The following is a 26,751-nucleotide window of genomic DNA, read 5'->3' as shown; positions in this document are numbered from 1 at the left end:
GATCGACGACCATAGACTCCCGCTCACCTAACCGAGTGGGGGGAACAGCGATGAGAAGACGGGCGATCCTGGTCGCGGGCGGATCGGTGGCGGGCGCGGTGATGCTGTCGCGGGGGGCGGCGGCGACCACCAGCGGGCCGGACGCGTCAGCCGCGGCCCACCACCACGCGCACGGTCCGGCCGGAGCCACCGCGCGCAAGGCGACGACGCTCAGCGTCACGCCGTTCCAGACGCGCATGCCGGTGCCGCCGGTCGCGGTGCCGAAGCGGCAGACGGCGGACTGCGACGAGTACGAGGTCCTGGTGCAGCCCGCCCAGCTCGAACTGGTGCCGGGTATCAGCACCGCGGCGCTCACCTACGGCGGCGGCTGGGTGGGCCCGACCATCTACGGCCGCACCGGCCGGCCGGCCAAGGTGACCTTCCGCAACAACCTCGACACGCACACCAACGTGCACCTGCACGGCGGCCACGTGAAGGCGATCGACGACGGGCACCCGATGGACATGATCCTCCCGGGTGCCGCCAGGACCTACTACTACCCGAACAACCAGCGCGGGGCCACGCTCTGGTACCACGACCACGTGCACGGCGACGAGGCCGAGCACACCTACCGCGGGCTGCACGGCTTCTACCTCGTCAACGACCCGGCAGAGAAGGACCTGGGGCTGCCGACCGGCTCGTACGACGTGCCGATCATGTTCACCGACGTCCAGATGGACACCGACGGTTCACTGATCTGGGGCTTCCCGAACGAACGTGACCTCGTCGTGGTCAACGGGAAGGTCAAGCCGTTCTTCCCGGTCGCCGCCCGCAGGTACCGGTTCCGTGTCCTGAACGCGACGAACGAGGGCAAGTACACGTTCAGCATCGACAAGGGGAAGATGTGGCAGGTCGGCTCGGACGGCGGTCTGCTGCCCGCGCCGGTGGCCCGGACCTCGCTGACCCTCAGCTCGGGCGAGCGGGCGGACCTGCTCGTCGACTTCACCGGCCTGCCGGTCGGCACCTCGGTGGTGCTCAGTGACGCCGTCAAGGGACCGGTGCTGCGTTTCGACGTGCGCTCCACCGCCGCCGATCCCAGCCGGTTCCCGCTCCGGCTGCGCCCGCTGCCCACGCTGCCCGTGGCCACCAAGCAGCGTGAGGTTCACCTGGGGTTCGACTTCAGCCAGGAGCCGCCGTACCCGATGGTCAACGGGAGGTCTTACGACCCGAATCGGGTGGACTTCAGCATCAAGCGTGGCACGACCGAGATCTGGACCGTCTACAACGACGACGTCGAGGCCGGCATCGACCACAACTTCCACCTGCATCTGACGCAGTTCCGGGTGCTGGGCCGCACCGGCGCGCCGATGACCGCGGACGACGCGGGGCTCAAGGACACCGTGCTGATCCCGGCCGGAACCTCGGTGCGGCTGCAGGCCACCTTCACCGACTACCTGGGCCGGTACGTCTACCACTGCCACTTCCTCGAGCACTCCAGCATCGGGATGATGGCGCAGATGGAGATCGTGCCCTGAGCCGGGCGGCGCCGGCGCGGCGCTGAGCACCGGCGGAGATGCCGTGCTGGCCACCCCGATGTGACGCTGTCGGCATGACCGTCATCTCGAACGTGGTTGCGCCGTCCGCATCCCCGTCCGCCCCGACCGAGTTGACCGAGTTGACCGAACGAGCCCGGGCCATGGTGCCCGGGCTCGTTCCACGACAGCGTGACGACGGCGGTCGCCGGCTGGTCGGGGGTACGCCCGCCCGGCCGTCCCGGCGTGGCGGAGCACGGCGATGACCGGGCCGCTGACCGGGGACGAGTACGTCGAGAGCCTGCGCGACGGCCGCGAGGTGTTCCTCTACGGCGAGCGGGTCAAGGACGTCACCACCCACCCGGCGTTCCGCAACCCGGTACGCATGACCGCCCGGCTCTACGACGCGCTGCACGATCCGGCCCAGCGCGACGTGCTGACCGCGCCCACGGACACCGGATCGGGCGGCTTCACCCACCCGTTCTTCCGCACCCCGCACACCGTCGACGACATGATCGCCGATCAGCGTGCCATCGCGGCCTGGGCGCGGATGAGCTACGGCTGGATGGGGCGCAGCCCCGACTACAAGGCGTCGTTCCTCGGCACGCTCGGGGCCAACGCCGGCTTCTACGCGCCGTACAGCGACAACGCGGAACGCTGGTACCGGGAGTCCCAGGAGAAGGTGCTCTTCTGGAACCACGCGATCGTGCATCCGCCGGTGGACCGTAACCGGCCGCCGGACCAGGTGGCCGACGTCTACATCCGGGTGGAGCGGGAGACGGGCGAGGGTCTGATCGTCAGCGGCGCCAAGGTGGTCGCCACCGGGTCGGCGCTGAGCCACTACAACTTCATCGCCCACTTCGGCCTGCCGGTGCGAAAGAAGGAGTTCGCGCTGATCGCCACCGTGCCGATGGGCGCGCCCGGCGTGAAGCTGATCTGCCGTCCGTCGTACGGGGCGAACGCCGCCGCGGTCGGCACACCGTTCGACTACCCGCTCTCGTCGCGGCTCGACGAGAACGACACCATCCTCGTGCTCGACCAGGTGCTGGTGCCGTGGGAGAACGTGTTCGTGTACGGGAACCTCGGCAAGGTGCAGATGTTCGCCGGCCAGTCCGGCTTCTCCGAGCGGTTCACCTTCCACGGCTGCACCCGGCTCGCGGTCAAGCTCGAGTTCCTCGCCGGCCTGCTCGCCAAGGCCCTGGAGCTGACCGGCACGAAGGACTTCCGCGGGGTGCAGAGCCGGCTCGGTGAGGTGCTCGCGTGGCGCAACCTGTTCTGGGGGCTGTCGGACGCCGCCGCCCGCAACCCGGTGCAGTGGAAGAACGGCGCGCTGCTGCCCAACCCGCAGTACGGCATGGCGTACCGCTGGTTCATGCAGATCGGTTACCCGCGGGTCAAGGAGATCATCCAGCAGGACGTGGCCAGCGGGCTCATCTACGTCAACTCCAGCGCCGACGACTTCCGCAACCCGGAGATCCGGCCCTACCTCGACCGGTACCTGCGCGGCTCGGACGGCTCGGACGCCGAGCAGCGGGTCAAGGTGATGAAGCTGCTCTGGGACGCGACCGGCACCGAGTTCGGCGGCCGCCACGAGCTCTACGAGCGCAACTACGCCGGCAACCACGAGAACACCCGGGTCGAGCTGTTGCACGCGCAGACGGCGACCGGGCTGGTCGACGGCTACAAGGCCTTCGCCGAGCAGTGCCTCGCCGAGTACGACCTGGACGGGTGGACCGCCCCCGACCTGTGGACGCCGGAACGCTGACGGACGGGCCGGACGCACGCCCGTGCGGTACGCCCCCGCGCCCCGCCTGGCTTTGCCGTCAGCCGGCCAGCCAGCGCAGCACCGGCTGCCCGGACTGCTGCTCGGCCTCCCGGTAGCGGGGCAGGATCGAGTCCGTCACCGTCCCGCCGGCCAGTCTGAACAGCGCGGTCGAGAGGCTCAGCTGTTCGAGCCGCCCGGCGCCGACCGACACCGGCACCCCGGCGGCGGCACACACCTCGGCGACGTCGGCACCGTCGTGGACGGCGTCCAACAGCAACAGATCGAGCGGCGGGACCACATACGCCGGCAGCAGCGCGCCGCAGAGGTGGTCGAGCAGCCAGGTGATGACCTCGTCGCCCGGCCCGCGTGGCAGGTCGAGCTCGCGATACCGGCCGGTCAGGACCGCCACCTCGGCCTCGGCGATGCGGCGCCGCCCGCCGGCGACCAGCGCGGCCAGCCCGGCGACGCCGAATTCGCGGTAGAGCAGCGTGGCCTGCCGGATGTGCGCGGAGCGCAGCCTCGGCGATGCGGGGCAGTGCCGGTCGTGGACGAGGATCGACCGTAACGCCGTGCGCGGCACGACCGCGGCCGCCGCGTAGCAGAGCCCGAGGACGTCGGCGAGCCCCTGCTCCAGCCCCCGGTCGGATCCGTCCGGCCCGACGTCCGCGGCGGCGTGCACCAGCCTGCGCGCGGCCCGGGTGATGCTCAGGAACGGCCGCAGCCCGGACAGCCGCAGGTAGGCACCGGGCTCGAGCCGGTGCCGGGCGGCCTTCGACGGGCCGATGGAGATGGACGTGCGCTCAGACGCGGCGTACGGATCCGGCAGAACCGACCCGACCGTGACGGTCATTCCGGCCACGTCCAGGCCGGCCGCCGTGAGCCGGTCGCGCAGCGGTCCCGCCGCGGCGAGCACCGCGTGCTCCGTACCGCTGCTGCCGAGGGCCAGCGGCGCGTCCGCCAGCTCGCGGAGCTGGGCGGCGGTGAGCCGGCGGGCGGCGGCGGCGTCGTCCGCGCACTCCCCGCTGTCGCCGTCCAGCGACGCGCCGGCCCGGCGCAGCAGGTCGATCGCCTGCCTGGCCGGCACGACGTCGTCCAGGGGCAGGTGGGGCTCGACACCGGAGAGGAAGGCCTCTACGTTCGCGAAGCGGCAGGGTGCCAGATGGATGCCGGCGAAGAGCCAGTCCCGCATCGTTTGCGTCATCAACGCCTCTTTCAGGTTATTTCCCTTGGATTGTGACAAGATCGGCGCGCGAATCAACTCGCATCGTGCTCTCTGCCGGGCGAGCACGCGCGGCGGAGACCGGTGGCACCGGGTGGTCCTCCAATCGTGCGTTGAACCCGCCGTCTGCGCTGCCCCGACGGCAGGCGCGTTCCCGGGGGACCGGGCACAGAGTTGGGCCCGTCGTGCGGGGGGAAGCACGACGGGCCCGGTTCGGGACGGCGGGGCTCAGCCCGACTGTGCGAGCGTCGGCTGACGCGGCCGGTCGACGGGGGCGCTCCGGGCGAAGGCGCCGCGCAGCACGCGCCACAGCGTCGCGGGGCGCATCAGCGCCTGTGGGGTGTCGACCATGCCCGCGGCCCGCAGGTACGCCGTGGTGACCTTCGGGTCCCGGGTCGCGGCGACCTGCACGAGCCGCAGGTAGCGCTGCACCATCCGCATCTTGAGAGACCGGTGGCCGGGCACGTCCGGGAAGTTCAGGTCGACCGTCGTGGTCATCTCCCACGGCGCGTCGATGCAGTCGCGGGCCAGGTCGCGGAAGTACGCGGCCGGGTCGGGTTCGCCGTGCGCGCTCAGGTGGCGCCGGATCGTCAGGGCGGCGACCGCGGCCACCGTCATGCCCTGCGCGTACACCGGGTTGAAGCTGGTGACCGCGTCGCCGGTGACCAGCAGGCCGGCCGGCAGGCGGGACATCCGCTCGTAGCGCCGGCGCAGCGTGACGGGATAGTGGAAGGGGACGGGCTCGTCGATCGGGCGGGCCGACTTGAGGGCGTCGGCGATGTCCGGGATCGCCAGCGACCGGATGAAGTCGTAGAAGCCCTCCTGGTCGGTCGGCGGGTGGTCGCCGAGCAGGCCGTAGGCGGTCAGTTCGACCTTGCCGTGGTCGGTCTGGGTGAAGATCGCGCCACGCGGCGAGGCGGGGTACGCCACCGGGATGATGGCCAGGTCGCCGTGCCACGGGTCGTCGTCCAGTTCGTAGTGCTGGGTCACGTATCCGAGGTTGATCTTGATGCGCTCCTCGGGGACCCGCTCGTAGCCGAACCGCTCCAGCATGGCCGGGGTCCGCGAGCCGCGGCCGGTGGCGTCGACGACCAGGTCGGCCTCGATCACCTCGTCCCGGTCGTTGTCCAGATCACGCAGCCGGGCGCCGGTGACGCGGGCACGGTCCGGTGTCGTCTCCAGCTCGACGATGTCGCGGCGCTCCAGGAACCGCACGCCGGACAGCTGCTCGACGCGCTCGCGCAGGTGACGTTCCATCAGCGGGGCCGTGGCGGGCACCGCGATGTAGCCGATGTCCTCGCGGACCAGCGGCCGCCCGTTGAAGTACCACCGGCACGAGCCGGCGTAGTCGCCGGTCGGGCAGCCGTCCGCCACGAGTCCCTCGATGAAGCCGGGGAACAGTTCCTCGGTCACCTGGAGGCCGCGGACGTGCATGGCGTTGATGTGCTTGCCCTGCGGGCGGCCGCGACGCGGTCCCCGCTCACCGACCAGCTTGTCCCGGTCGACGATCAGGACCTCGTCGTACCGCTCGGTCAGCACTCGCGCGGCGAACAGGCCGGCGTAGCTGCCGCCGAGCACCAGCGCCCGGCGTGGATTCTTCCCCATGGGTGGCTCCACCCTTTCTCTGTGCGATGCGGCTGCTTGACGGTCAGCCGGGCATCCTGCTCATCGGCGCGGAACCGAGCAGGCCGCCGTGCACGGCGAGGTCTGGCCGGTGATGCGGGCCGAGCGGGACGGCAGGAGGAACAGCACGGCTCGGATACGTCGGCGGGCCACCGAACGGGCCACCCGACCTGGCTGCGGAACACCCTCAGCCATCGGGATGAGCGTCGCAGTCAGACGGGCGGGCTCACATCTCCCCGCTTGCCCTCATCCGGCACGATCCGGCCGGTGGTCGCACGGGCCGCCGCGAACGCCGCCCAGGCGGTCAGCTCGACCAGTTGCGCGTCGTCCGACCGGCACTGTGCGACCAGTTCCGGGGTGACCCGGTAGGACGCGTACGCGGTCAGCAGCGCCACCCGCCCGGCCGGCCGGTCCGCCGCGGGCAGTTGCTGGACCGCCTCGTCCAGCCACGCCCTGGCGCTGATCCCGGGCCCCGCGAAGCCCGGATCAGCCAGCCGGGCCTCGACGAGTTCGCGCACCCGGGCCGGGACGCTCCGTTCGCCGGCTGCGGCGATGGCGGCGCCGGCGCGGTTCAGCGCCTGGGCGATGTGCGGCACGGTCGCGGCCCAGGCGGTGCCCGCCAGCGGGCCGGCCTCGGGCAGCAGGTCCAGCGACGAGCCCGCCGCGACCTCGACCCGGCCGAGCCGGCCCAGCACCGACGCCGCGGTGCGCCGCAGGACCCGTTCGGCCGGCCTCGGCACGGCCGGCAGCGGTGAGTCCCGCAGGAACACGTTGACCATGCGGTTGATGTAGTGGAAGACCAGCACCACCCCGACCAGCTCGGCCCGTTGCTCCGGTGGGAACGGCTCCGGCCCCTCGCCGGTCCGCGCCCAGCGGACCAGGGCGCGCAGTCGGGGCTCGGTCACCTCGTCGGTCCCGCCGGCCGCGATGCGGGCGGAGTCCGGCCCGGCGAGCAGGCCGGTCAGCGCGGCGCCGTGCACGTCCAGGCAGTACGGGCAGCGGTTGGCCACCGAGACGGCCGCGGCGACCGCCTCCTTGTCGGCGCGGCTCGCCCGGCCGGACACCACCAGGGTCTCCCGCAGGATGCTCCAGCAGGCGGCCAGCACCGGTGGCGCCGGGGCGTGCAGCGCCACCGGCGGGGCCAGCATCCCGAAGTCCGTCTCGACCTGGCGGTAGACCAGCGCGACCGGTTCGGGGGCGGTCTCCGGCGGCACCGGCCGGACGTAACGGATGTGGGCCGGCGCGATGCGTCGGGTCGCCGCTCTCAGCAGTCTTCCCATCGTCGTCCTTAGTCGAGTGCGTATGCGATCTCGGTGAGGTAGCGGCCGTAGTCCGAGTGGGGCATCTCGGCGCCCAGCTCGTAGCAGGCCTCGGCGTCGATGAAGCCCATGCGCAGGGCGATCTCCTCGAGGCAGGCCACCCGGACCCCCTGCCGCTCCTGGATCACCTGCACGTACTGGCTGGCGGCGAGCAGGCTGGCGTGCGTGCCGCAGTCCATCCACGTGTAGCCGCGGCTCAGCGGTACGAGCCCGGCCCGGCGCTGCCGCAGGTATTCCTGGTTGACGTCGGTGATCTCCAGTTCCCCGCGATCCGACGGACTCAGGCCGGCGGCGATGCTCACCACGTCGTTGTCATAGAGGTAGAGGCCGGTGATCGCCTGGTTGGAACGCGGCCGCCGGGGCTTCTCGAAGATCGAGACCAGCCGGCCCTCCGTGTCGGTCTCGGCGACGCCGTAGCGCTCGGGATCCGAGACCGAGTAACTGAACAGGGTGCAGCCGTCGACCGAGCGGGCCTCGTGCTGCAGCAGGTTGTAGAAGCCGGCGCCGTGGAAGAGATTGTCGCCGAGGATCAACGCGGACCGGTCGTGTCCTATGTGACCGGCGCCGATGAGGAACGCCTCGGCGATGCCGCGTGGCTCCTTCTGCTCGGCGTAGCTGAGGTTCAGGCCCAGCCGGGATCCGTCGCCCAGCAACTGGCGCATGTGCGGGAGCACATCCGGGTTCGAGATGATCAGGATGTCCCGGATGCCGGCCAGCATGAGTACTGAGAGCGGGTAGTAGAGCATCGGTTTGTCGTAGACGGGCAGCAACTGTTTGGACGTCGCCAGCGTCAGCGGGTACAGCCGCGTACCGGTGCCACCGGCGAGAACAATTCCCTTCACCATCGGGTCCGTTCGTCGAGTCGACATCTGCCGGAAAACCAGTATGTGGCGGGCCGGCAGACCCCCAGGTCTCCTGGAATGCGGTGCGCGCAGAACCCCGGCGAGCGGCCCGGCTGTTCGCACTCTCAGAGGCGCAGCCCGCTGGGAAACGGCGTGATACTCCACTTCACCGGGCCGTTCGGGCTCCGCTCATCCAGGAGGTCGGTAACAGTGACTGTCGATCAGGACACGGATATTCTGGCGGGATTCCGGTCCGATGACGCCAACTTCAAGTTGACGCTGTGGGATCCACGGAACAACGGAGTGCGGTACCTCAAAGCACTGCTGTACAGCGTCAGCGGCCGGCTGAGCCCGCAGGACCGCGAGCGGCTGCGCAAGACCCGGAACCGGGACGTCGGCGATCCGATCACCGTTCGCCACGACGGCGACGAGATCGACATGGACTACCTGCGGGCCGTGCAGGAGGTCGGTTTCCTCGCGGAACGGGTGCGCCTGGCCGGTGCGCGAATCGTCGAGATCGGCGCCGGATACGGCCGTACCTGCCACGCGTTGATGGCCAACCACGACGTCGCGGAGTACCACATCGTGGAGCAGGAGCCCTCGCTGCGGCTGGCCCGCGCCTACCTGCGCGCGGTGCTCGAGCCCGCGCAGTACGCCAAGGTGTCCTTCCACGCGGCCGCGGACGCCGGGCGGACGTTCCCGCGTGACGTCGACCTGGCGATCAACATCGACTCGTTCGCCTGCATGCCGCCGGAGGTGGTCCGCGGCTACCTGGGTCTCGTCGACGAGCGGAGCCAGGCGTTCTACGTGAACGGCCCGGTCGGCAAGTATCTGGACAAGGCGCTGGACGACCACTCGCAGGGCACCGAACAGGTGGCCTCCGCGCTGCGCGCCGGGCTGCTGACCGAGGTGATCGACATCTTCGACAGCGAGGCCGTGCGTAAGCAGTCGCGCCGGTTCGTCTCGGCCTACACGCCGGGGGACCGCTGGGAGTGCGCCGCCGAGGCGAGCACTCCAGTGTGGAGCCACTACTGGCAGGCGCTGTACCGTTCCTCCAGCGCGCGGCAGGCCGCGTAGCCCGGGAGCAGGCCGGCGTCCAGCGCTTCGGCGAGACTGGGCGCCGCCTGGTCCCGCGGCGAGAGGATGGGATCGATGTCGGCCGGGATCGGGAGCGCGAGCTGCGGGTCGAACGGCGCGAGCGCGAGTTCGTTCTCCGGCCGGTACTCCAGCGACAGCAGGTAGTTCATCACGGTGTCGTCCTCGAGTGCGACGAAGAGATGACCGACCCCGAACGGCAGGTACAGCGCCGGACACCGCTCCTGGTCAAGCTCCACGGCGTCGTACCGCCCGAACGTCGGCGAGCCCACCCGGAGGTCGACGATGATGTCGAGGGCGCGGCCGTGCAGGCAGTAGACGTACTTCGCCGTGCCGGGCGGGGTGACTGTGTAGTGCAGGCCGCGTACCGCGCCGCGGCGCGAGACGCTGAAGTTGACCTGGGCCACCGGAAACAGGGGACGTCCGAATGCCGACGACCGGAACGGCGTACGGAAGACGCCGCGCTCGTCCGGAAAGGCCGGCGTGTCGAACGCGAGGGCACCGGCGACCAGCTTCCTGGGTGCGGATGGAATAGTCACGGCACCAGGGTCGCCGAGTCGCCGGCGCCGGTCCACTTCCGGGTTGCGGCCCGGGCGTCACCAGCAGTTCGAGGGACCGTGACCAGCCACTCCGGCCGTCAGCGGAACGTGCGCATGGGCACGCTGCGCCACGATCTCCATCGCCAGCTTGCGGACGTCCAGCAGGGCCAGCAGGACCGGTGGGTCGAGCGGACCGGCGCTGTTGAACTCCAGCGCGGAACGGACCACCGAGCGCGGTGCGACGGTGATCGGGCCGAGGCTGGCCACCGACACCGACTCGTTCACGTTTGCCTGGTAGCCGTCCGGATGGCCGCATGATCCCGGCACCGCCTGGGCCAACAGATGCCAGGTGCCGCTGGGCACGTCGTCGAGCTCGAGATGCGCCGGGTCGGCGAGCACCGTACAGCGCACCGGGCGGCCCTGCGGAATGCGTTCGGGGAAAAGGCCGGCGAAGACCAGCCGCGGCTGGCCGTCCTGTGGCATCCGGATGCGGCACTCGACGCGACCACCGGCCGACGACGTGGTGTGGGCGTCTGTTTCCGTGACGATCTGCCGCGCGAATCCGGACTGGAGCCGGTATTCGGTGGGGGACATGCCCACACTACGGCTGAACCGGGTGCTGAACGTGCCGACGCTGTTGTAGCCGACCCGCTGGCTGATATCGGCGATCCGCAGTGGGGTCGAGACCAGCAGTTGCTGGGCGTGCTGGAGCCGCAGTGCGGAAAGGAAACGGCCGGGGGAGATGCCGGTGACCCGCTGGAAAACGCGCGTGAAGTGGAATTTGCTGAACATGGCCGAGCGGGCCATGTCGTCAATCGTCAGCGGTTGGCCTAGATTGTCGCGCATTGTCGTCACTGCGCGTTTGACGGCTATCTCAATTTCCTGTTCCATTGCGCCCATTCCGGCCAATTCCGAATGCTGGCGGCCTTGTGATGTCCGTCGCTCTTCCCCGAGGCTATCTCAGGGCGGGAGCGGGCGCAATCCGCCGCGCCATCAGTTTCCCGACGCCGAATCCACGCCGGGGTGCGGCACGTGGATGTCCTGGCCGGGGCCCCTCGCCGGGTGGCGGAATGTAGATAGTGGAACGCACTGCTGCGTACTGAGAATCAGTTGTCGAACATCGCCGGAACCCAGTCGAATCCGAAATAGCGGGTAGAGCCGGGCGGATGTGGCCGGGGGTGCTCCCGTGCCGACCCGCCGGGCCGGCGGCCCTGACTCAGGCGGCGCCGGCGTATTCCTCGGCGGGCCGGTTCTGCTCGGCCAGCCGGCTCAGCGCGTAGGTGCGGACGTCGAGCAACGCGAGCAGCACCGGCGGATCGAGGGCGCGGCCCGGCCGCAGCACCAGCTCGGTGGAGATCGGCTTGCCCGGCCGGATGACGATCGGCCCGGCGGTGGCCACGGCGACCGGCCGGTCGGCGTGATCGCGGTACGAGCCGGGTGGGCGCCGGTCGGCCGAAACCGACTGCGCGAGCAGGTGCCACCGGCCCAGCGGCGCGTGGTTGAAGGTGATGTGCCGCGAGTCGCGCAGCACCGCGCAGCGGACCGGGCGGCCCTCGGGGACGCGCTCGGGAAAGAGGCCGACGAACGTCAGGGTGTTCTCCGTGGGGCCGGCGGGGTGCACCACGCAGGAGAGGCTCGCGTCGCTCAGGGCCACCCCGTCGGAGTCGGTGCGGATCTCGCTGGCGTAGCCGGCGCGCTGCCGGAAGGTGGTGGGTGACATCCCGACGCTCCGGCTGAACCGGGAGCTGAACGTGCCGACGCTGCTGTAACCGACGCTGACGCTGACGTCGGCGACATTCATCGGCGTCGAGACGAGTAGTTCCTTGGCCCGCTGGAGGCGCAGCGCGGAGAGGAAGCGACCCGGCGACACCCCGGTGACCCGCTGGAACAATCGTGTGAAATGAAACTTGCTGAACATGGCTGCGCGAGCCATGTCATCGACCGTCAATTGTCCACCGAGGCGCTCGTGCATCGCCTCGATGGCGCGCAGAACTGCCTTCTCCGACGTATCCTGCATTCTTCCCCCAGGGCTGGGCCGCGCCGCAACAATGAGATTCCGGCCTTCTCGGCCGATCCGTCACGGCGAGCGGTGGAATGCGCACCGAACAGCGCACCCCCACGTTCATGTGTCGCCAGGCTAGCCACGGCCGAGTTGGGCGGGCAACCGGATAGGCCGTCCCGCCGGGCCGAGCGCAATATTGAAGTAGCAATTGGATACCGGAGATACCCGATCACAGCTCTCCGCCGGGAAATTCTTTTCCAGAATTGCTTCCCTCGTCCGGCACGCGGGATTTTCGCGTTCGATCTGCTGATACTGGCCACACCGGCGGAAGGAGCAGCCATGATCGTCGGCCGAGTCGCAGCCTCAGTCGTGCAACGTCAGGTACGCCATGTCACACCGGTCTCCGCGCTCTCCGCGAGCGGTCTGGTCGAGCAGGTGTACCAGCAGGTGGCGGACGAGATGCGCCTGGTGATCCCACCGGCGCTCATGCATTCACCGTCCCCCCGCGCGCTGGCCGCCTACTGGACCCTCATGCGCGAGCCGGTGCTGGCCAGCGGCGCCGCCGACCGGGCCTCGAAGGAGGCCGCCGCGACCGCTGTCGCGGTCGCCACGATCTGCCCGTACTGCGTCGACATGCACTCGGTCAGCATGTACGACCTGGCCGGCGAGTACGACGCGGACCAGCTCGCCGCCGACCGCGTCGACGACATGCGCGACCCCCGGCTGCGTGAGATCAGCCAATGGGCGCGGGGCGCGCAGGAGGCGCCCGACGGACTCGGGGTGCCGGCCTGGCTCACCCCCGCGCAGAGCGCCGAGCTCATCGGCACGGTGACCGCGATGCACTACCTGACCCGGATGGTGAACGTCTTCCTCTCCAGCTTCCTGCTTCCGCCCGGCCTCACCGGGCGGGCACGGCAGCGCATGAAGCAGGGGGTGGGCCGGCTGCTGCGCGACACGTTGCGCGCGCACCGCGAGCCCGGCCGCTCCCTCGACCTGCTGCCGGACGCGCCGCAGCCCGCCGACGCCGGCTGGGCGGCGGGCAACCCGTTCATCGGCGGTGCGCTGGCGCGGGCCGCCGCGACGTTCGACGCGGCCGGCGAACGGTGGCTGTCACCCGAGGTCCGTGCCGTGGTGCGCGAGCACCTCGACGGCTGGCGCGGCGCGGACACCGGCATCTCCACGGCGTGGTGCGAGGACCTGCTCACCCCGCTCGGCCCGGCCGACCGGGCGGCCGGACGGCTCGCGCTGCTCACCGCGGTGTCGTCGCACCAGGTGGGCGACGGGGTCGTCGCCGAGTTCCGGCGTCACCAGCCCGGAGACGAGGCGCTCGTGGAGGTCACCGGGTGGGCGGCCTTCGAAGCCGCCCGTCGCATCGGAGCCCGGCAGCGTCTCGCCGCACCCCGCACACCAGGAGACGCGCCGGCCGGGAATCGCATAACACGATGAAGTCTCACCCACACACCGCGTGAGGGAGTTTCCCGATGCCCACAGTCCTCGGTTCGTTACGCCGGATGGCCCTGACTCCGTCGTTCCACGACGTGAGTTTCGCCGGGCGCGGATTTCCGGTCACGCCCACCGACGCCACCCGCGCCCTCGAAGCCATCCCGCAGGCCGTCGTCTGCGGCTTCGAGTGGGGCATCGAACTGCGGGACCAGTGGGGCCTGGAGCGCCGGCTCGACATGGTCGACGCCGAGCTGCGCGGCTTCGCGTACGAGGGCGCGACGATGGCGTTGACCGTGCGGGACGCGATGGCGGGCGGCCGGGGAACCCGTACCCGGGAACTGCTGCGCGGACCGGGTGTCCCGCACACGTTCCTGACCTACATCGGCATCGGGTTCGCGATGGCCCGCCTGCCGCGTCCACTGTGGCGCGGTGTCCTACCCGACCTCACCGGCACGCCCTACTTCCCGACCATGAGCTGGCTGGCCGTCGACGGCTACGGCTTCGACCGGGCCTACTTCGACACCCGTAGCGTGGTGGAGCGCCAGCGCCGTCCGGCGCCGTACCCGTGGCAGGGCCGCGCCGACTACTTCCCCCGCGCGGTCGACCAGGGCATCGGGCGGGCGCTGTGGTTCATCCACGGCGGAGTCCCGCAGCACGTCGACGCCGCGGTGCGCGCCTTCGCCGCCGAGCGGCACGCCGACCTGTGGAGCGGTGTCGGCCTCGCGGCCACCTTCGCCGGCGGCTGCGACGAGACCGGTCTGGCGGTGCTGCGGCGGGCGTCCGGCGAGCACTGGCGGCACCTGGCACAGGGCGCGGTGTTCGCCGCCAAGGCCCGCGACTTCTCCGGCTTCGTGCCGGAACACTCGGCGAGCACGCTGCACACGCTGACCGGCCTCACCGTGTCGGCCGCGGCGACGCTGGCCGACGACATCAGCCTGAGCCGAGCCGAACCGACAGGCCCGCCCGACTACGAGTCCTGGCGGCAGCAGATCCGCGACCACCTCGATGCGCTCGCCCACTCCCACCCCTAGCGGAGGCCGTGACATGACAGCCTGGCACAAACTGCGACGGCGCGTCCTGACGCCGGACATCTCGGAGACCAAGGTCGCGGTTCGCGGCTTCCACGCCAAGTCGGCGGAGGCCGTCGACCGGCTGGAGACCGTCGGCAGGTCCTTCCTCACCGGTTACGGCGCCGCCGCGGCGACCGGCCGGCCGGCCGACGTCGAGGCCGAGCTCGCGCAACTGCCCGAGCTCTACCGCGGTTTCGCCTACGAGGGCGCCGGGATGGCCATGGCAGTGCTCGACGGCCTGCCCACCGGACGCGGCGGGCACGTGCGATCGCTGCTCGACGGGCCGGGCGCCGACCACATCTACATGGTGTACGTCGGGGTCGGCTGGGCGATGGCCCGCCTGCCGAGATTCCGCTGGTCCACGCTGTACGGCCCGGATCCGCTGCTGCGCTGGCTGCTGCTCGACGGCTACGGCTTCCACCAGGCGTACTTCAAGACCCGTCAGTACGTCCACGAGCGGTACCAGGCACCCCGGGCCCCGAACGTAGTGCCCGGCCCGGCGTGGCACACCAACCAGGTCATCGACCAGGGCATCGGCCGAGCGAGCTGGTTCGTCTGCGGCACCGACCCGGAGCGGCTCGCCGCGCTGTTCGCCACCTTCCCGGAGGAGCGCCGGCCGGACCTGTACAGCGGGGCCGGCCTGGCCGCCACGTACGCGGGCGGCGTCGACCGCGCGGAGCTGGAGTGCCTCGCCGAGGCGGCCGGCCCGTACCGGGGTCAGCTGGCCCAGGGGGCCGCGTTCGCCGCGCAGGCCCGGCTGCGCGCCGGTCTCGTCGTCCCGCACAACGAACTGGCCACCGAGGTGCTGTGCGGCACGGACGTGGCCACGGCCGCCGCCGCCACCGACCACGCCCGTGAGGGCCTGCCCGCCGACGGCGCAGTGCCCGCCTATGCGACCTGGCGTCAACGCATCGCCGACGCGTTCTCGGCACACACCGGGGTGGAACGGCGTCGCTGACCCCGTCTCGTGCGCCCGTCCGCCCGTCCATGTGAGGAGCCCCGATCGCCCATGTCCAGAATCGCGCTGGTGGGAATGGCGTGCCGATATCCCGACGCCACCACCCCCAAGGAACTCTTCGACAACGCCATCGCCGGTCGCCGGGCCTTCCGCCGGCTGCCGGACGTCCGGATGCGGCTGGAGGACTACTGGGATCCGGATCCCCGTACCCCGGACCGCTTCTACGCCCGTAACGCGGCGGTCATCGACGCGTACGAGTTCGACCGGATCGCGTACAAGGTGGCCGGCAGCACGTACCGTTCCACCGACCTGACGCACTGGCTGGCTCTCGACGTGGCCGCCGGAGCCCTGGCCGACGCCGGCTTTCCGATGGCCGAGGGCCTGCCCCGGGAGCGCACCGGCGTGATCGTCGGCAACACGCTCACCGGCGAGTTCTCCCGCGCCAACCAGCTGCGGCTGCGCTGGCCGTACGTGCAGCGCACGGTGACCGCGGTGCTGCGCGAGCGTGGGTTCGCCGACGAGGACCTGGACGCTCTCCTCGACGACCTGGAGCAGACGTACAAGAGCCCGTTCCCGGCGGTCGACGAGGACACCCTGGCCGGCGGCCTGTCCAACACCATCGCCGGGCGCATCTGCAACCACTTCGACCTGCAGGGCGGCGGCTACACGGTGGACGGCGCGTGCTCGTCCTCGCTGCTCTCGGTGGCCACCGCCTGCAAGGCGCTGGCGGACGGCGAGCTCGACGTCGCGGTGGCCGGCGGGGTGGACCTGTCGGTCGACCCGTTCGAGGTCATCGGGTTCGCCAAGACCGGGGCGCTGGCCACCGGCGAGATGCGCGTCTACGACCGCGGCTCGAACGGGTTCTGGCCGGGCGAGGGCTGCGGCATGGTCGTGTTGATGCGTGAGAGTGACGCGCTGCGCGGCAACCACCGCATCTACACCACGATCGCCGGCTGGGGCATCTCCTCCGACGGGCGCGGCGGCATCACCCGGCCGGAGACCCGCGGCTACCACCTCGCCCTCAACCGGGCGTACGCCCGCGCCGGCTTCGGCATCGAGACCGTGCCGCTGTTCGAGGGGCACGGCACCGGCACGAAGGTGGGCGACTCCAACGAGCTGACCGCGCTCAACCAGAACCGGCTGGCCGCCGACCCGGGCGCCGCGCCCGCGGTGATCGGGTCGGTCAAGGCGATGATCGGGCACACCAAGGCCGCGGCCGGTGTGGCCGGGCTGATCAAGGCGTCGATGGCGATGCACAACGAGGTCATCCCGCCGACCGTCGGCTGTGTCGACCCGCACGAGGTCTTCGAGTCGCCGGACGCCGCGCTGCGCGTCGCACGTCGGGCCGAACCGTGGCCGGACGACCGCCCGGTGCGTGCCGGCGTGACCGCGATGGGCTTCGGCGGCATCAACACGCACCTCGTCCTGGACCGCGGCGAGCCGGTGCGCAAGGTGCGCTACGGGAGCCGTACCCGGGCCATCGCGGCCGGCGCCCAGGACGCCGAGCTGCTGGTGTTCGACGCGCTGACCCCGGCCGAGCTGCGCGAACGGCTGAAGCGGGTGGCCGACTTCGTGCCGTCGATCAGCTACGCGCAGCTCAGTGACCTGGCCGCGACCCTGCACGGCGAGCTGCGGGAGCTGCCCTGGCGGGCGGCGGTCGTGGCGCACTCCCCGTCGGACGCGACGAACCGGTTGAAGGCGGTGGTCGACGCCCTGGACGCCGGCGAGCCGCAGTTGTTCGCCGACGGGGGTCGTACCTGCTTCGGACAGATCGGCGACGGGGAGATCGGCTTCCTGTTCCCCGGGCAGGGCTCCGGCAAGGGCACCAGCGGTGGCGCGCTGCGCCGGCGCTTCGCCGAGGCCGACGAGGTCTACCGCGCCGCCGCGCTGCCCCGCAGCGGCGACATGGTCGCCACCGAGGTGGCCCAGCCGCGCATCGTCACCGGCTCGATCGCCGGCCAGCGCGTGCTGCGGACCCTCGGCCTGGAGGCGGTCGTGGCGGTCGGGCACAGCCTCGGCGAGCTGACCGCCCTCCAGTGGGCCGGGGCGATGGACGACGAGACCGTGCTGCGCCTGGCCGCCCTGCGCGGCCGCACCATGGCCGAGCACAGCTCCTCCGGCACGATGGCCGGTCTGTCCTGCGGGCCCGAGCAGGCCGAACGGCTGATCGCCGGACTGTCGGCGGTCGTCGGCGGGCACAACGGACCCGGACAGACCGTGATCAGCGGCAGCGTCGAGGCCGTCGAGCAGGCCTGCCGGCGGGCCGAGGAGGCAGGCGTCGCGGCGACCCGGCTCGCCGTCTCCCACGCGTTCCACTCGTCGCTGGTCGCCGAGGCCGCGGGCGCCTTCGGCGGCCTGTTGCGCCGGGAGTCCTTCGGCACACCCGACCGGCGCGTGGTCTCGACGGTGACCGGTGAGGAACTGCCCACCGATACCGACCTGGCCGACCTGCTCACCCGGCAGATCACCGAGCCGGTGCTGTTCGCCCAGGCGGTCGCCGTGGCCGCCAAGAACGTCGACCTGCTCATCGAGGTCGGCCCCGGCCGGGTGCTCAGCGGCCTGGCGAGCGGCGTGGTGGACGTGCCGGCGGTCGCGCTGGACACCGACGACGAGTCGTCGGTCGGCCTGCTGCGGGTGCTCGGAGCGGCCTTCGTGGTGGGGGCCACCGACGTCGACCCCGCGCTGTTCCACGGGCGGCTGGTGCGCCCGCTGGCGGTGGGCACGGAGTTCAGCTTCTTCGAGAGCCCGTGCGAGGCCGCGCCGCAGGTGCCGGCCCGCAACCGCGGCGGGATTCCGGCGGCGCCGTCCAGCACGCCGGAGGCGCAACCCGTGTCCGGCCCGGCCGGTGAGTCGGTCGCCGACCTGCTGCGCCGGATGACGGCGGAACGGGCGGAACTGCCGCCCGAGCTGGTCGACATGAACAGCCGGCTGCTCGACGACCTGCACTTCAGCTCGATCACCGTGGGCCAGATGGTGAACCGGGTGGCGCAGAGCATCGGCATCCCGCCGAGCCGTACGCCCGCCAACTTCGCCACCGCCACCCTCGCCGAGCTGGCCGAGGCCCTCGAAGGACTGCGCGGGTCGGAGACGGTCGAGGGCGTCACCGAGGCCGCGCCGATCGTCACCGGCGCCGCCGACTGGGTGCGGTCCTGGCGGGTCGACCTCGACGAGCGCGACGTGCCGGCGGCGGCCGGCGTCGAGCAGCGCGGCAGCTGGCAGGTGCACGCCCCGGCGGAGCACCCGCTGGCCGAGCCGCTGCGGGCCGCGCTCGAGCGCGGCGACGTCGGCGGCGGCGTTCTGGTCCTGCTGCCGACCGACTGCGAGGAGGCGGATCTGGCCGAGGCGCTCGCCGGGGCCCGGGCCGCGGTGACGGGCGCCTCCGGTGGCCGGTTCGTCCTGGTGCAGCACGGGCGGGGCGCGGCAGGTCTGGCCAAGACCCTGCACCTGGAGGCGCCGCACATCCGCACCACTGTCGTACACATCGCGCCGGAACCCGACGCGGTGGACCGGATCGTCGCCGAGGTCGCCGGCACCACGAGCTTCACCGAGGCGTGGTACGAGGCCGACGGCACCCGCCGCGTGCCGGTGCTGCGCCCGTTGCCGGTGAGCGCGGAGCGCACCGAGGCGGCGCTCGACGAGTCCGACGTGCTGCTGGTGACCGGCGGCGCCAAGGGCATCACCGCCGAGTGCGCCCTGGCCATGGCCAAGGACAGCGGTGCCCGGCTGGCCCTGCTCGGCCGCTCCGACGCGGCCACCGACCCGGAGATCTCGGCGAACCTGGCCCGCATCGCCGAGCAGGGCGTCACCGTCCGGTACGCGCGGGCCGACGTCACCGACCCGGCCCAGGTGCGCGCGGCGGTCGAGTCGCTCACCGCGGAACTCGGCGGTCCGGTGACCGCGGTGCTGCACGGTGCCGGGCGCAACGAGCCGACCGCCCTCACCGGCGTGAACGAGGACCTGGTCCGTCGCACGCTGGCACCCAAGGTGGACGGCCTGCGCAACGTCCTCGACGCCGTCGGCGGCGGTGGGCTCAAGCTGCTGGTCGCGCTCGGCAGCATCATCGGCCGGGCGGGGCTGCGCGGCGAGGCGCACTACTCGATCGCCAACGAGTGGCTCGACGACCTGGTCACCCGCTACGGCGCGGACCACCCGGACTGCCGCGCCCTGGTGCTGGAGTGGTCGGTCTGGTCGGGCGTGGGCATGGGCGAGCGGTTGTCAGTGGTCGAGACGCTGGCCCGCGAGGGCGTCACCGCCATCACCCCGGACCAGGGCCTGGCGATGCTGCGCCGGCTGCTCGCCGACCCGTCGGTGCCGTCCACCGTGGTGATCAGCGGCCGGACCGAGGGCATCCACACGGTCGAGCGGGAGAACCCGCCGCTGCCGCTGCTGCGCTTCGTGGACCGGCCGCTGGTGCGCTACCACGGCGTCGAGCTGGTGGTGGAGACGGAGCTGAACGCCGGCACCGACCCGTACCTCGCCGACCACCTGCTCGACGGCAACCTGCTGTTCCCGGCGGTGCTGGGCATGGAGGCGATGGCGCAGGTGACCCGGGCCCTGACCGGCTGGACCGGAGCGCCGGCGATCACCGACGCCCGGTTCGAGCGGCCGATCGTGGTGCCGCCGGGCGGCAGCACGACGATCCGGATCGCCGCGGTGCGCACCGACGACGACGCGGTCGACGTGGTGATCCAGAGCGAGGAGACCGCGTTCGCGGCCGACCACTTCCGCGCCCGGCTGCTCCGGCGCGACACCGGCCCGGCCGGCGGCGCCCCCGACCAGGTCGGCGAGGGGATGCCGCCGGTGGCCCTCGACCCGGCCGTGGACCTCTACGGCGACGTGCTCTTCCAGGGCGGCCGGTTCCAGCGGCTGCGCGGCTACCGGCGGGCGCAGGCCCGGGACGTGGACGTCGTGGTCGAGGCGCTGCCGCAGACCGACTGGTTCGCCGCCTTCCTGCCCGGCGCGCTCGTGCTCGGCGACCCGGGCGTGCGGGACACCCTCATGCACGGCAACCAGGTCTGCGTGCCGGACGCGACGCTGCTGCCGGTGCGGGTGGACGAGCTGCACCCCGCCGGTGACCGGCTCGACCGGGCCGGTGAGCTGCGCTACTGCGCCACCGAGCGCAGCCGGGACGGCGACACGTACGTCTACGACATCGCCCTGCGCGACGCGGACGGCTCGGTCATCGAGCGCTGGACCGGACTGCACCTGCGGGCGGTACGCAAGCGCGACGGGCGCGGCCCGTGGGTGCCGGCGCTGCTCGGGCCGTACCTGGAGCGCACGATCGGCGACCTGGCCGGCATCCGGGCGGCGGTGGTGGTCGAGCCGGACGACCCGGGCGACGACACCGGCGACCACGTCGGCACGCGGCGGGTACGCACCGCCCGCGCGGCCTGGCGGGCCGTCAACCGCCCGGTGAACGTCCGGTACCGCCCGGACGGGCGGCCCGAGATCGACGGGAACCTGACGCTGACCGCGTCGCACGGCGCCGGTCTCACCCTGTGCGCGGTGGGGGAGGGGCAGCTCGGCTGCGACGTCGAGCCGGTCACCGCCCGGACGGAGGACGACTGGAAGGGGCTGCTCGGCCGGCACCTCGACCTGGCCCGCCTGATCGCCGAGACGTGTGCCGAGCCGCTGGACGTGGCGGCCACCCGGGTCTGGTCGGCGATCGAGTGCCTGCGCAAGGCGGGCTCCTCGGCCGAGGCCCCGCTCACGCTCGCCGGAACCGAACGCGCTGGCTGGGTCACCCTCGCCTCCGGCGACATCCGCATCGGCGCCCTGGCGGCGACGGTACGCGGCGGCGCCGTCGAGCCAGTGGTCTTCGCCGTACTCGCAAAGGAGGGCCAGTGAAGTACTTCGAGTATCGCCACACCGTGGGCTTCGAAGAGACCAACCTGGTGGGCAACGTCTACTACGTCAACTACCTGCGGTGGCAGGGCCGGGCGCGCGAGCTGTTCCTCAAGGAGCGTGCCGCCGAGGTGCTCGCCGATCTGCAGGACGACCTGAAGCTGTTCACGCTCAAGGTGGACTGCGAGTTCTACGCCGAGATCACCGCGTTCGACGAGGTCTCCATCCGGATGCGCCTGGTCGAGCTTGGTCAGACCCAGCTGCAGTTCGGCTTCGACTACGTGCGGCTCAACCCGGAGGGCGGCGAGACGCTCGTCGCCCGGGGGATGCAGCGGGTGGCGTGCATGCGCGGCCCGAACAACCGGACCGTGCCGTCGCGGGTACCGGAGGCGCTGGTGCGCGCGTTGGAGCCGTACACCCATCAGTTGGCGAGGGCCCGCTGATGACCGAGCTGCAGACCGAACGCGAACCGGTGCCGCAGGTGCAGGACACGGCCCTGCTGCGGCGCACCTTCGGCTCCTTCGCGACCGGGGTGACGGTGGTGACGACCGGCGGCGACGAGCCGCACGGCATGACGGCGAACAGCTTCACCGCGGTGTCGCTGGAGCCGCCGTTGGTGCTGGTCTGCGTCGACCGCAACGCCAACATGCACAGCGCCATGGTGCGGGCGGGCACCTTCGGGGTGTCGGTGCTCAGCGCCGGTCAGGAGAAGGTGGCCCGGCACTTCGCCGGGCGCCGGCCGATCGGCGTCGCGGAGTTCGCCGACACCGACTGCCTGCGGGGCGCCTGGTGCGACGCCCCACTGATCGCCGGCGCGGCCGCGCACTTCGAGTGCGAGCTGTGGCGCACGTACGACGGCGGCGACCACAGCATCTTCGTCGGCCGGCTGCTCAGCATGGCGGGCAGCAGTGACGAGGACGTACTGGTCTTCCTGCGCGGCCGGTTCGGGCGGATCGAGTGCGACGCGGCCGACCGGAGGGCGGCATGACCGCCGCCTTCACGCCCACCGACACCCCGTCGCGGGGGCGCGCCCTGCCGGGGCCGTCCCGGCGGTCGGCGCTGCGGCTGCTCGCCCAGATGAACCGCGACCGGCTGGCCATGATGACCGGCGCCGCACGGGAGTACGGCGACGCCGCCCGGCTGCCGGTCGGGCACAAGGCGCTCTACTTCTTCAACCATCCCGAGACTGCCAAGCACGTGCTGGCCGGCAACGCCGCCAACTACCGCAAGGGCATCGGCCTGGTGCACGCCCGGCGGGCGCTCGGCGACGGCCTGCTCACCAGCGAGGGCGAGCTCTGGAAGGAACAGCGCAAGGTGATCCAGCCGGCCTTCCAGAGCCGGCGGATCGCCGAACAGGCCGGGGCCGTCGCGGCCGAGGGAGCCCGGCTGGTCGACCGGTTGCGGAGCCGGATCGGCGCCGGCCCGGTGCAGCTGGTCGACGAACTCACCGGCCTGACCCTGGGCGTGCTCGGCCGCACGCTGCTCGACGCCGACCTGCACGAGTTCGACGGGATCGGCACCGACTTCGCCCGGGTGCAGGACCAGGCCATGTTCGAGCTGGAGACGCTCAGCATGGTGCCGATGTGGATCCCGCTGCCGCACCAGATGCGGTTCCGAAAGGCGCGGCAGCGCCTGGAGGTCGTCGTCGAACGCCTGGTGGCCGAGCGACGCGCGCGCAGGACCGACGCCGACGACGTGTTGTCCCGGCTCATCGTGTCGGCCGACCGCGAGGCCGACCCCCGCACGGGGCGGATGCGCCTGCGCGACGAATTGGTGACGCTGCTGCTGGCCGGGCACGAGACCACGGCCAGCACGCTGAGCTGGAGCCTGCACCTGCTGGACCGGCACCCGCAGGTCTGGCAGCGGGTGCACGACGAGGCGGTCGAGGTGTTCGGCGGCCGGGCTCCCGAGTACGACGACCTGCGGCGGCTGACCTACACCTCGGCCGTCATCTCCGAGGCCATGCGGTTGTTCCCGCCCGTCTGGCTGCTTCCCCGGATCGCGATCGAGGACGACGTGGTGGGCGGCTACCGGGTGCCCGCCGGAGCGGACGTGCTCGTCTCGCCGTACACCCTGCACCGCCATCCGGCCTTCTGGCCGGAACCGGACCGGTTCGACCCGGAGCGCTTCCTCGGCGACGCCGGGACGGACCGGCCGCGGTTCGCCTACATCCCCTTCGGAGCCGGCCCCCGCTTCTGCGTGGGTAACCACCTCGGTCTGCTCGAGGCGGTTCTTGTGCTCGCCCTGCTCTGCCGCGACCTGCGGCTGACCGGGCTTCCCGGCCGACCGGTCGTCGCCGAACCGATGCTGTCGCTGCGCATCCGCGGTGGACTGCCGGTAACGGTGCAGGCCGCCTGACCCCTGAATGGAGAGCCTCTTGTCAACGCCCACGATCGGACGGCCACGGCGGATGTTGCCGGCCCTGTTCGCGATCCTGCTGGTCGCCGGCCTCTACGCCATCGCCCGCGCACCGTCCGCATCAGCCTCGGAGCGGGCCGAGATCTCGTCCCGCTACCAGTTCACCGAACTCCCGATCGCCCTCCCGCCGGGTCTGCCGAACAACAACGTCCGCCGGGTGAACCAGGACTACCAGCACATCCGCTCCTGGATCTCGTCGGTCGGCGCGAGCATCGCCGTCAACGATCTCACCGGGGCGGGCGTCCCCCAGGACCTCTGCCTGGTGGACACCCGCAGCGACTCCGTCATCGTCACCCCCGTACCCGGAACCGGGACCCGGTATGCGCCGTTCGTGCTGGATCCCGCGCCGCTGCCCAGCGGCCCGGGGGTCGCGCCGATGGGTTGCACGCCCGGTGACTTCAACCAGGACGGTCGGATGGACCTGCTGACCTACTACTGGGGTCGCACGCCGATCGTCTTCCTCAACAAGCAGGCCGGCGCCTCGACGTCGCTCAGCAAGGCGACCTACCAACCGACCGAGCTGGTGCCCCAGTCGCCCTCCGCGGACGGCAGCTACCACGGCCCGCTGTGGAACACCAACGCGGTGGCGGTCGCCGACTTCGACGGTGACTCGCACCCTGACATCGGGGTGTTCAACTACTTCCCGGACAGCGGGGTACTCGACCCGGACTCCCCGCGCAACGTCGAGATGAACCACTCCATGTCCCGGGCGAAGAACGGCGGTGGCGCGCACGTGCTGCGCTGGACCGGCGCCACCGGCGGCGACCGGCCCTCGGTGAACTACCAGGAGCAGCCCGGCGCCGTGCCGCCGAAGCTGGCGTCCGGTTGGACGCTGGGAGCCGGCTCCGCGGACCTGGACGGCGACCTGCTGCCCGAGCTGTACCTGGCGAACGACTTCGGCAACGACCACCTCCTGCACAACGTGTCCACCCCCGGAAAGATCAAGTTCGCCGGTACGGAGGGACGCCGCGGCGCCATGACGCCGAAGTCGATGGTGCTCGGCCACGACTCGTTCAAGGGCATGTCGATCGACTTCGGCGACCTGATGGGCACCGGCCGGTTCGACATGTTCGTCAGCAACATCACGACCCCGTGGGGCATCGAGGAGAGCAACTTCGTCTGGCGCAACAACGCCGCGAACGAGCAGGAGGCGGGCCGGAAGCTCCGCAAGGGCATCGCCCCGTACGACCAGAAGGCCGCCGAGCACCAGATGGCCTTCACCGGCTGGGGCTGGGATGCCAAGATGGCCGACTTCGACAACAGCGGGCGCCTGGCGGTGGTGCAGGCGGACGGCTTCGTCAAGGGCACCATCAACCGCTGGCCCTGGCTGCAGGAACTGGCCATGAGCAACGACCTCATGTTGCAGAACCCGCACATGTGGCCGAAGGCCGAGCCCGGTGACGACATCGCCGGACACCAGAAGCTGGCGTTCTGGGCGCCGGGCAAGGACGGCAAGTTCCTCAACGTCAGCGAGGACCTCGGCCTCGCGGTGCCGGTGCCGACGCGCGGGATCGCCGTCGGTGACGCGGACAACGACGGTGGCCAGGACTTCGCGGTGGCCCGCCAGTGGGACGCGCCCGTCTACTACCGCAACGCCAAGGCCGGCAAGGGGAACTTCCTCGGGCTGCGGCTCTTCCGCCCGGCGCTCGGCGACGACCGGGCCCGTACGCCCGCGTACGGCGCGCAGGTCTGCATCAAGAGGGCCGACGGCCGGATGCAGATCTCGCAGCTCGACGGTGGCGGCGGGCACAGCGGCCGCCGCAGTTTCGACGTCTTCTTCGGGCTCGGCGACGCCGGCTCGCAGCCTGTCGAGGCCACCGTCAAGTGGCGTGACGCCAACGGGGTCGCCCGCAGCCAGACGCTCGACCTCACCAACGGGTGGCACGACGTAATGCTCACCGAGCAGGCAACGGAGGTACCAGGACGATGACCGACACCGAGGTTCGGACCGCGACGAGGACCCGGCCGGCAGAGCCGCTGGTCTCACCAGCCGCGGCCTCCGGAGAGGCGGCGCGTGAGCCCGCCCGCGTCGACTCCGCCGACCCCCGCTACAAGGCGCTGCGCAACTTCGCCATCTCGATGAGCGTCTTCAACATCCTCGGTTACACAGTGCTCGGCTTCGAGCAGCCGTGGCTCTGGCCGCTGCTGGCCCTGGCCGTCGGCTACACCGCCGAGATCGCCATCGAGTCGGTGGCGGCGTGGGCCAACGGCCGCCGGCCGGAGTACGCCGGCAACGGCGCGTGGGGCATGTACACCTTCCTGCTGCCCACCCACATCACGGCGCTGGCCTGCAACATGCTGCTCTACGCCAACGTGCACTTCTGGCCCATCGCGTTCGCCGTCGTGGTGGCGATCGGGCAGAAGTACGTCTTCCGTGCCCCGATCAAGGGACGGATGCGCCACTTCCTGAACCCGTCGAACTTCGGCATCACGATCACCCTGCTCGCCTTCTCGTGGGTGAACATCGCGCCGCCGTACCACTTCACCGAGTCGGTGCCGGACGCGATCTCGTTCATCGTCCCGTTCGTCATCCTCACGGCGGGCACCGTGCTGAACGCCATGCTCACCAGGAAGGTCCTGCTGATCATGGGCTGGGCGGGCGGCTTCGTCATCCAGGCACTGGTACGGCACTGGATCTGGGACGTCTCGCTGTGGGGCGCGCTGGTGCCGATGACCGGTGTGGCCTTCGTCCTGTTCACCAACTACATGATCACGGACCCGGGCACGACGCCCTCGACCGGCCGCGCGATGTTCATGTTCGGCGCCTCGGTGGCCACCGTCTACGGCATCCTGATGGTCTTCAACGTGGTCTACACGCTGTTCTTCGCGGTCACCATCGTGTGTGTCATCCGCGGCCTGTACTGGTGGGTGCGTTCGTACCGGGAGAGCCGCCGGCCGCAGCTGGCCCCGGCCCTGGCCTAGGCACGCCGCCACGCCGACCAGTGTGGGCGTCGCCGCCGTACCCGTGACGGCGGCGGCGCCCACACCGTCGCGCCCGAGCCCGGCCCCCGCCGGACGCTGAGGTCGCTTTTCAGGAGATGCCCCGGGTTCGGGCGTGAGGCCAGACTGGGCCCGGTCGCGTCGTCCGGGTGACACCCGGCCG

19 protein-coding genes are annotated in these 26,751 nt (G+C 71.6%); 12 read left to right on the top strand and 7 right to left on the bottom strand.

Going from position 1 to position 26,751, the window contains the following annotated elements:
* Window positions 1-50 precede the first annotated feature (50 nt).
* Both ACGFIA_RS06990 and ACGFIA_RS06985 read left to right on the top strand, forming a co-directional pair.
* Window positions 51-1,514: a multicopper oxidase family protein gene (locus ACGFIA_RS06990; protein ID WP_357389620.1), complete on the top strand. Its 1,464-nt coding sequence runs from the start codon at window positions 51-53 to the stop codon at window positions 1,512-1,514.
* Window positions 1,515-1,773: 259 nt separating this feature from the next.
* Entirely contained in the window at window positions 1,774-3,276 is a 1,503-nt protein-coding gene (locus ACGFIA_RS06985; RefSeq protein ID WP_357389622.1) for a 4-hydroxyphenylacetate 3-hydroxylase N-terminal domain-containing protein, read from the top strand.
* A 58-nt stretch (window positions 3,277-3,334) separates the two neighbouring features.
* On the opposite strand, the gene ACGFIA_RS06980 is transcribed toward ACGFIA_RS06985, so the two are convergent.
* From ACGFIA_RS06980 to rfbA, 4 genes are all read right to left on the bottom strand, one after another.
* Window positions 3,335-4,477 (bottom strand): hypothetical protein, encoded by a 1,143-nt coding sequence (locus ACGFIA_RS06980; protein WP_393259020.1) that lies wholly within the window; start codon window positions 4,475-4,477, stop codon window positions 3,335-3,337.
* A 246-nt stretch (window positions 4,478-4,723) separates the two neighbouring features.
* Complete coding sequence (locus ACGFIA_RS06975; RefSeq protein ID WP_357389626.1) at window positions 4,724-6,100, bottom strand: FAD-binding monooxygenase; 1,377 nt, start codon at window positions 6,098-6,100, stop codon at window positions 4,724-4,726.
* Window positions 6,101-6,330: 230 nt separating this feature from the next.
* A complete protein-coding gene (locus ACGFIA_RS06970) occupies window positions 6,331-7,398 on the bottom strand; it encodes a carboxymuconolactone decarboxylase family protein (RefSeq protein WP_357389628.1) in 1,068 nt (355 codons plus the stop codon).
* 8 nt (window positions 7,399-7,406) lie between these two features.
* Window positions 7,407-8,279: a glucose-1-phosphate thymidylyltransferase RfbA gene (rfbA, locus tag ACGFIA_RS06965; protein ID WP_357389630.1), complete on the bottom strand. Its 873-nt coding sequence runs from the start codon at window positions 8,277-8,279 to the stop codon at window positions 7,407-7,409.
* 153 nt (window positions 8,280-8,432) lie between these two features.
* Here rfbA and ACGFIA_RS06960 point away from each other — a divergent pair, with 153 nt between their 5' ends.
* Window positions 8,433-9,356, top strand: a complete 924-nt coding sequence (locus tag ACGFIA_RS06960; protein WP_393259017.1) for a putative sugar O-methyltransferase — start codon at window positions 8,433-8,435, stop codon at window positions 9,354-9,356.
* On the opposite strand, the gene ACGFIA_RS06955 is transcribed toward ACGFIA_RS06960, so the two are convergent.
* The 3 genes from ACGFIA_RS06955 to ACGFIA_RS06945 all read right to left on the bottom strand — a co-directional run bounded on the left by ACGFIA_RS06955 (window position 9,308) and on the right by ACGFIA_RS06945 (window position 11,930).
* Window positions 9,308-9,913, bottom strand: coding sequence for a dTDP-4-dehydrorhamnose 3,5-epimerase family protein (locus tag ACGFIA_RS06955; RefSeq protein WP_393259015.1), 606 nt, complete (start codon window positions 9,911-9,913; stop codon window positions 9,308-9,310). The two genes, ACGFIA_RS06960 and ACGFIA_RS06955, sit on opposite strands and share 49 nt — an antisense overlap.
* 57 nt (window positions 9,914-9,970) lie before the next feature.
* Entirely contained in the window at window positions 9,971-10,804 is an 834-nt protein-coding gene (locus tag ACGFIA_RS06950; RefSeq protein WP_357389634.1) for a helix-turn-helix transcriptional regulator, read from the bottom strand.
* Between the two features lie 325 nt (window positions 10,805-11,129).
* Entirely contained in the window at window positions 11,130-11,930 is an 801-nt protein-coding gene (locus ACGFIA_RS06945; protein ID WP_357389636.1) for a helix-turn-helix domain-containing protein, read from the bottom strand.
* 324 nt (window positions 11,931-12,254) lie between these two features.
* Between ACGFIA_RS06945 and ACGFIA_RS06940 the strand changes: the two genes are divergently transcribed.
* Genes ACGFIA_RS06940 through ACGFIA_RS06900 form a run of 9 tightly spaced genes read left to right on the top strand, consistent with a single transcriptional unit; the run spans window position 12,255 to window position 26,570 of the window.
* Entirely contained in the window at window positions 12,255-13,361 is a 1,107-nt protein-coding gene (locus ACGFIA_RS06940) for a carboxymuconolactone decarboxylase family protein (protein WP_357389638.1), read from the top strand.
* Window positions 13,362-13,396: 35 nt separating this feature from the next.
* Window positions 13,397-14,389, top strand: coding sequence for a DUF1702 family protein (locus ACGFIA_RS06935; protein ID WP_393259012.1), 993 nt, complete (start codon window positions 13,397-13,399; stop codon window positions 14,387-14,389).
* Window positions 14,390-14,402: 13 nt separating this feature from the next.
* Complete coding sequence (locus ACGFIA_RS06930; RefSeq protein WP_357468086.1) at window positions 14,403-15,386, top strand: DUF1702 family protein; 984 nt, start codon at window positions 14,403-14,405, stop codon at window positions 15,384-15,386.
* 51 nt (window positions 15,387-15,437) lie between these two features.
* Window positions 15,438-21,233, top strand: coding sequence for a type I polyketide synthase (locus ACGFIA_RS06925; protein ID WP_357468082.1), 5,796 nt, complete (start codon window positions 15,438-15,440; stop codon window positions 21,231-21,233).
* The gene (locus tag ACGFIA_RS06920; RefSeq protein WP_357389646.1) at window positions 21,230-21,673 is read left to right on the top strand and encodes an acyl-CoA thioesterase; all 444 of its coding nucleotides are present in this window, start codon (window positions 21,230-21,232) and stop codon (window positions 21,671-21,673) included. Before ACGFIA_RS06925 ends, ACGFIA_RS06920 begins: the two co-directional genes overlap by 4 nt.
* Window positions 21,673-22,218 carry a flavin reductase family protein gene (locus ACGFIA_RS06915; RefSeq protein ID WP_357468079.1) on the top strand — a complete coding sequence of 182 codons (546 nt, stop codon included), beginning with the start codon at window positions 21,673-21,675 and terminating at the stop codon, window positions 22,216-22,218. Before ACGFIA_RS06920 ends, ACGFIA_RS06915 begins: the two co-directional genes overlap by 1 nt.
* Window positions 22,215-23,588, top strand: coding sequence for a cytochrome P450 (locus ACGFIA_RS06910; RefSeq protein WP_357389650.1), 1,374 nt, complete (start codon window positions 22,215-22,217; stop codon window positions 23,586-23,588). The genes ACGFIA_RS06915 and ACGFIA_RS06910 overlap by 4 nt, the downstream gene beginning before the upstream one ends.
* Before the next feature lie 52 nt (window positions 23,589-23,640).
* Complete coding sequence (locus ACGFIA_RS06905; RefSeq protein ID WP_357468196.1) at window positions 23,641-25,578, top strand: VCBS repeat-containing protein; 1,938 nt, start codon at window positions 23,641-23,643, stop codon at window positions 25,576-25,578.
* Window positions 25,575-26,570 (top strand): enediyne biosynthesis protein, encoded by a 996-nt coding sequence (locus tag ACGFIA_RS06900; RefSeq protein ID WP_357389652.1) that lies wholly within the window; start codon window positions 25,575-25,577, stop codon window positions 26,568-26,570. The genes ACGFIA_RS06905 and ACGFIA_RS06900 overlap by 4 nt, the downstream gene beginning before the upstream one ends.
* The last annotated feature ends 181 nt before the right edge of the window (window positions 26,571-26,751 follow it).

This window comes from Micromonospora sp. NPDC049203 (assembly GCF_043197215.1).
Taxonomy (GTDB): Bacteria; Actinomycetota; Actinomycetes; order Mycobacteriales; family Micromonosporaceae; genus Micromonospora.
Note: the sequence above shows the minus strand (reverse complement) of the source record. Positions and strands in the feature narration are given on the sequence as shown.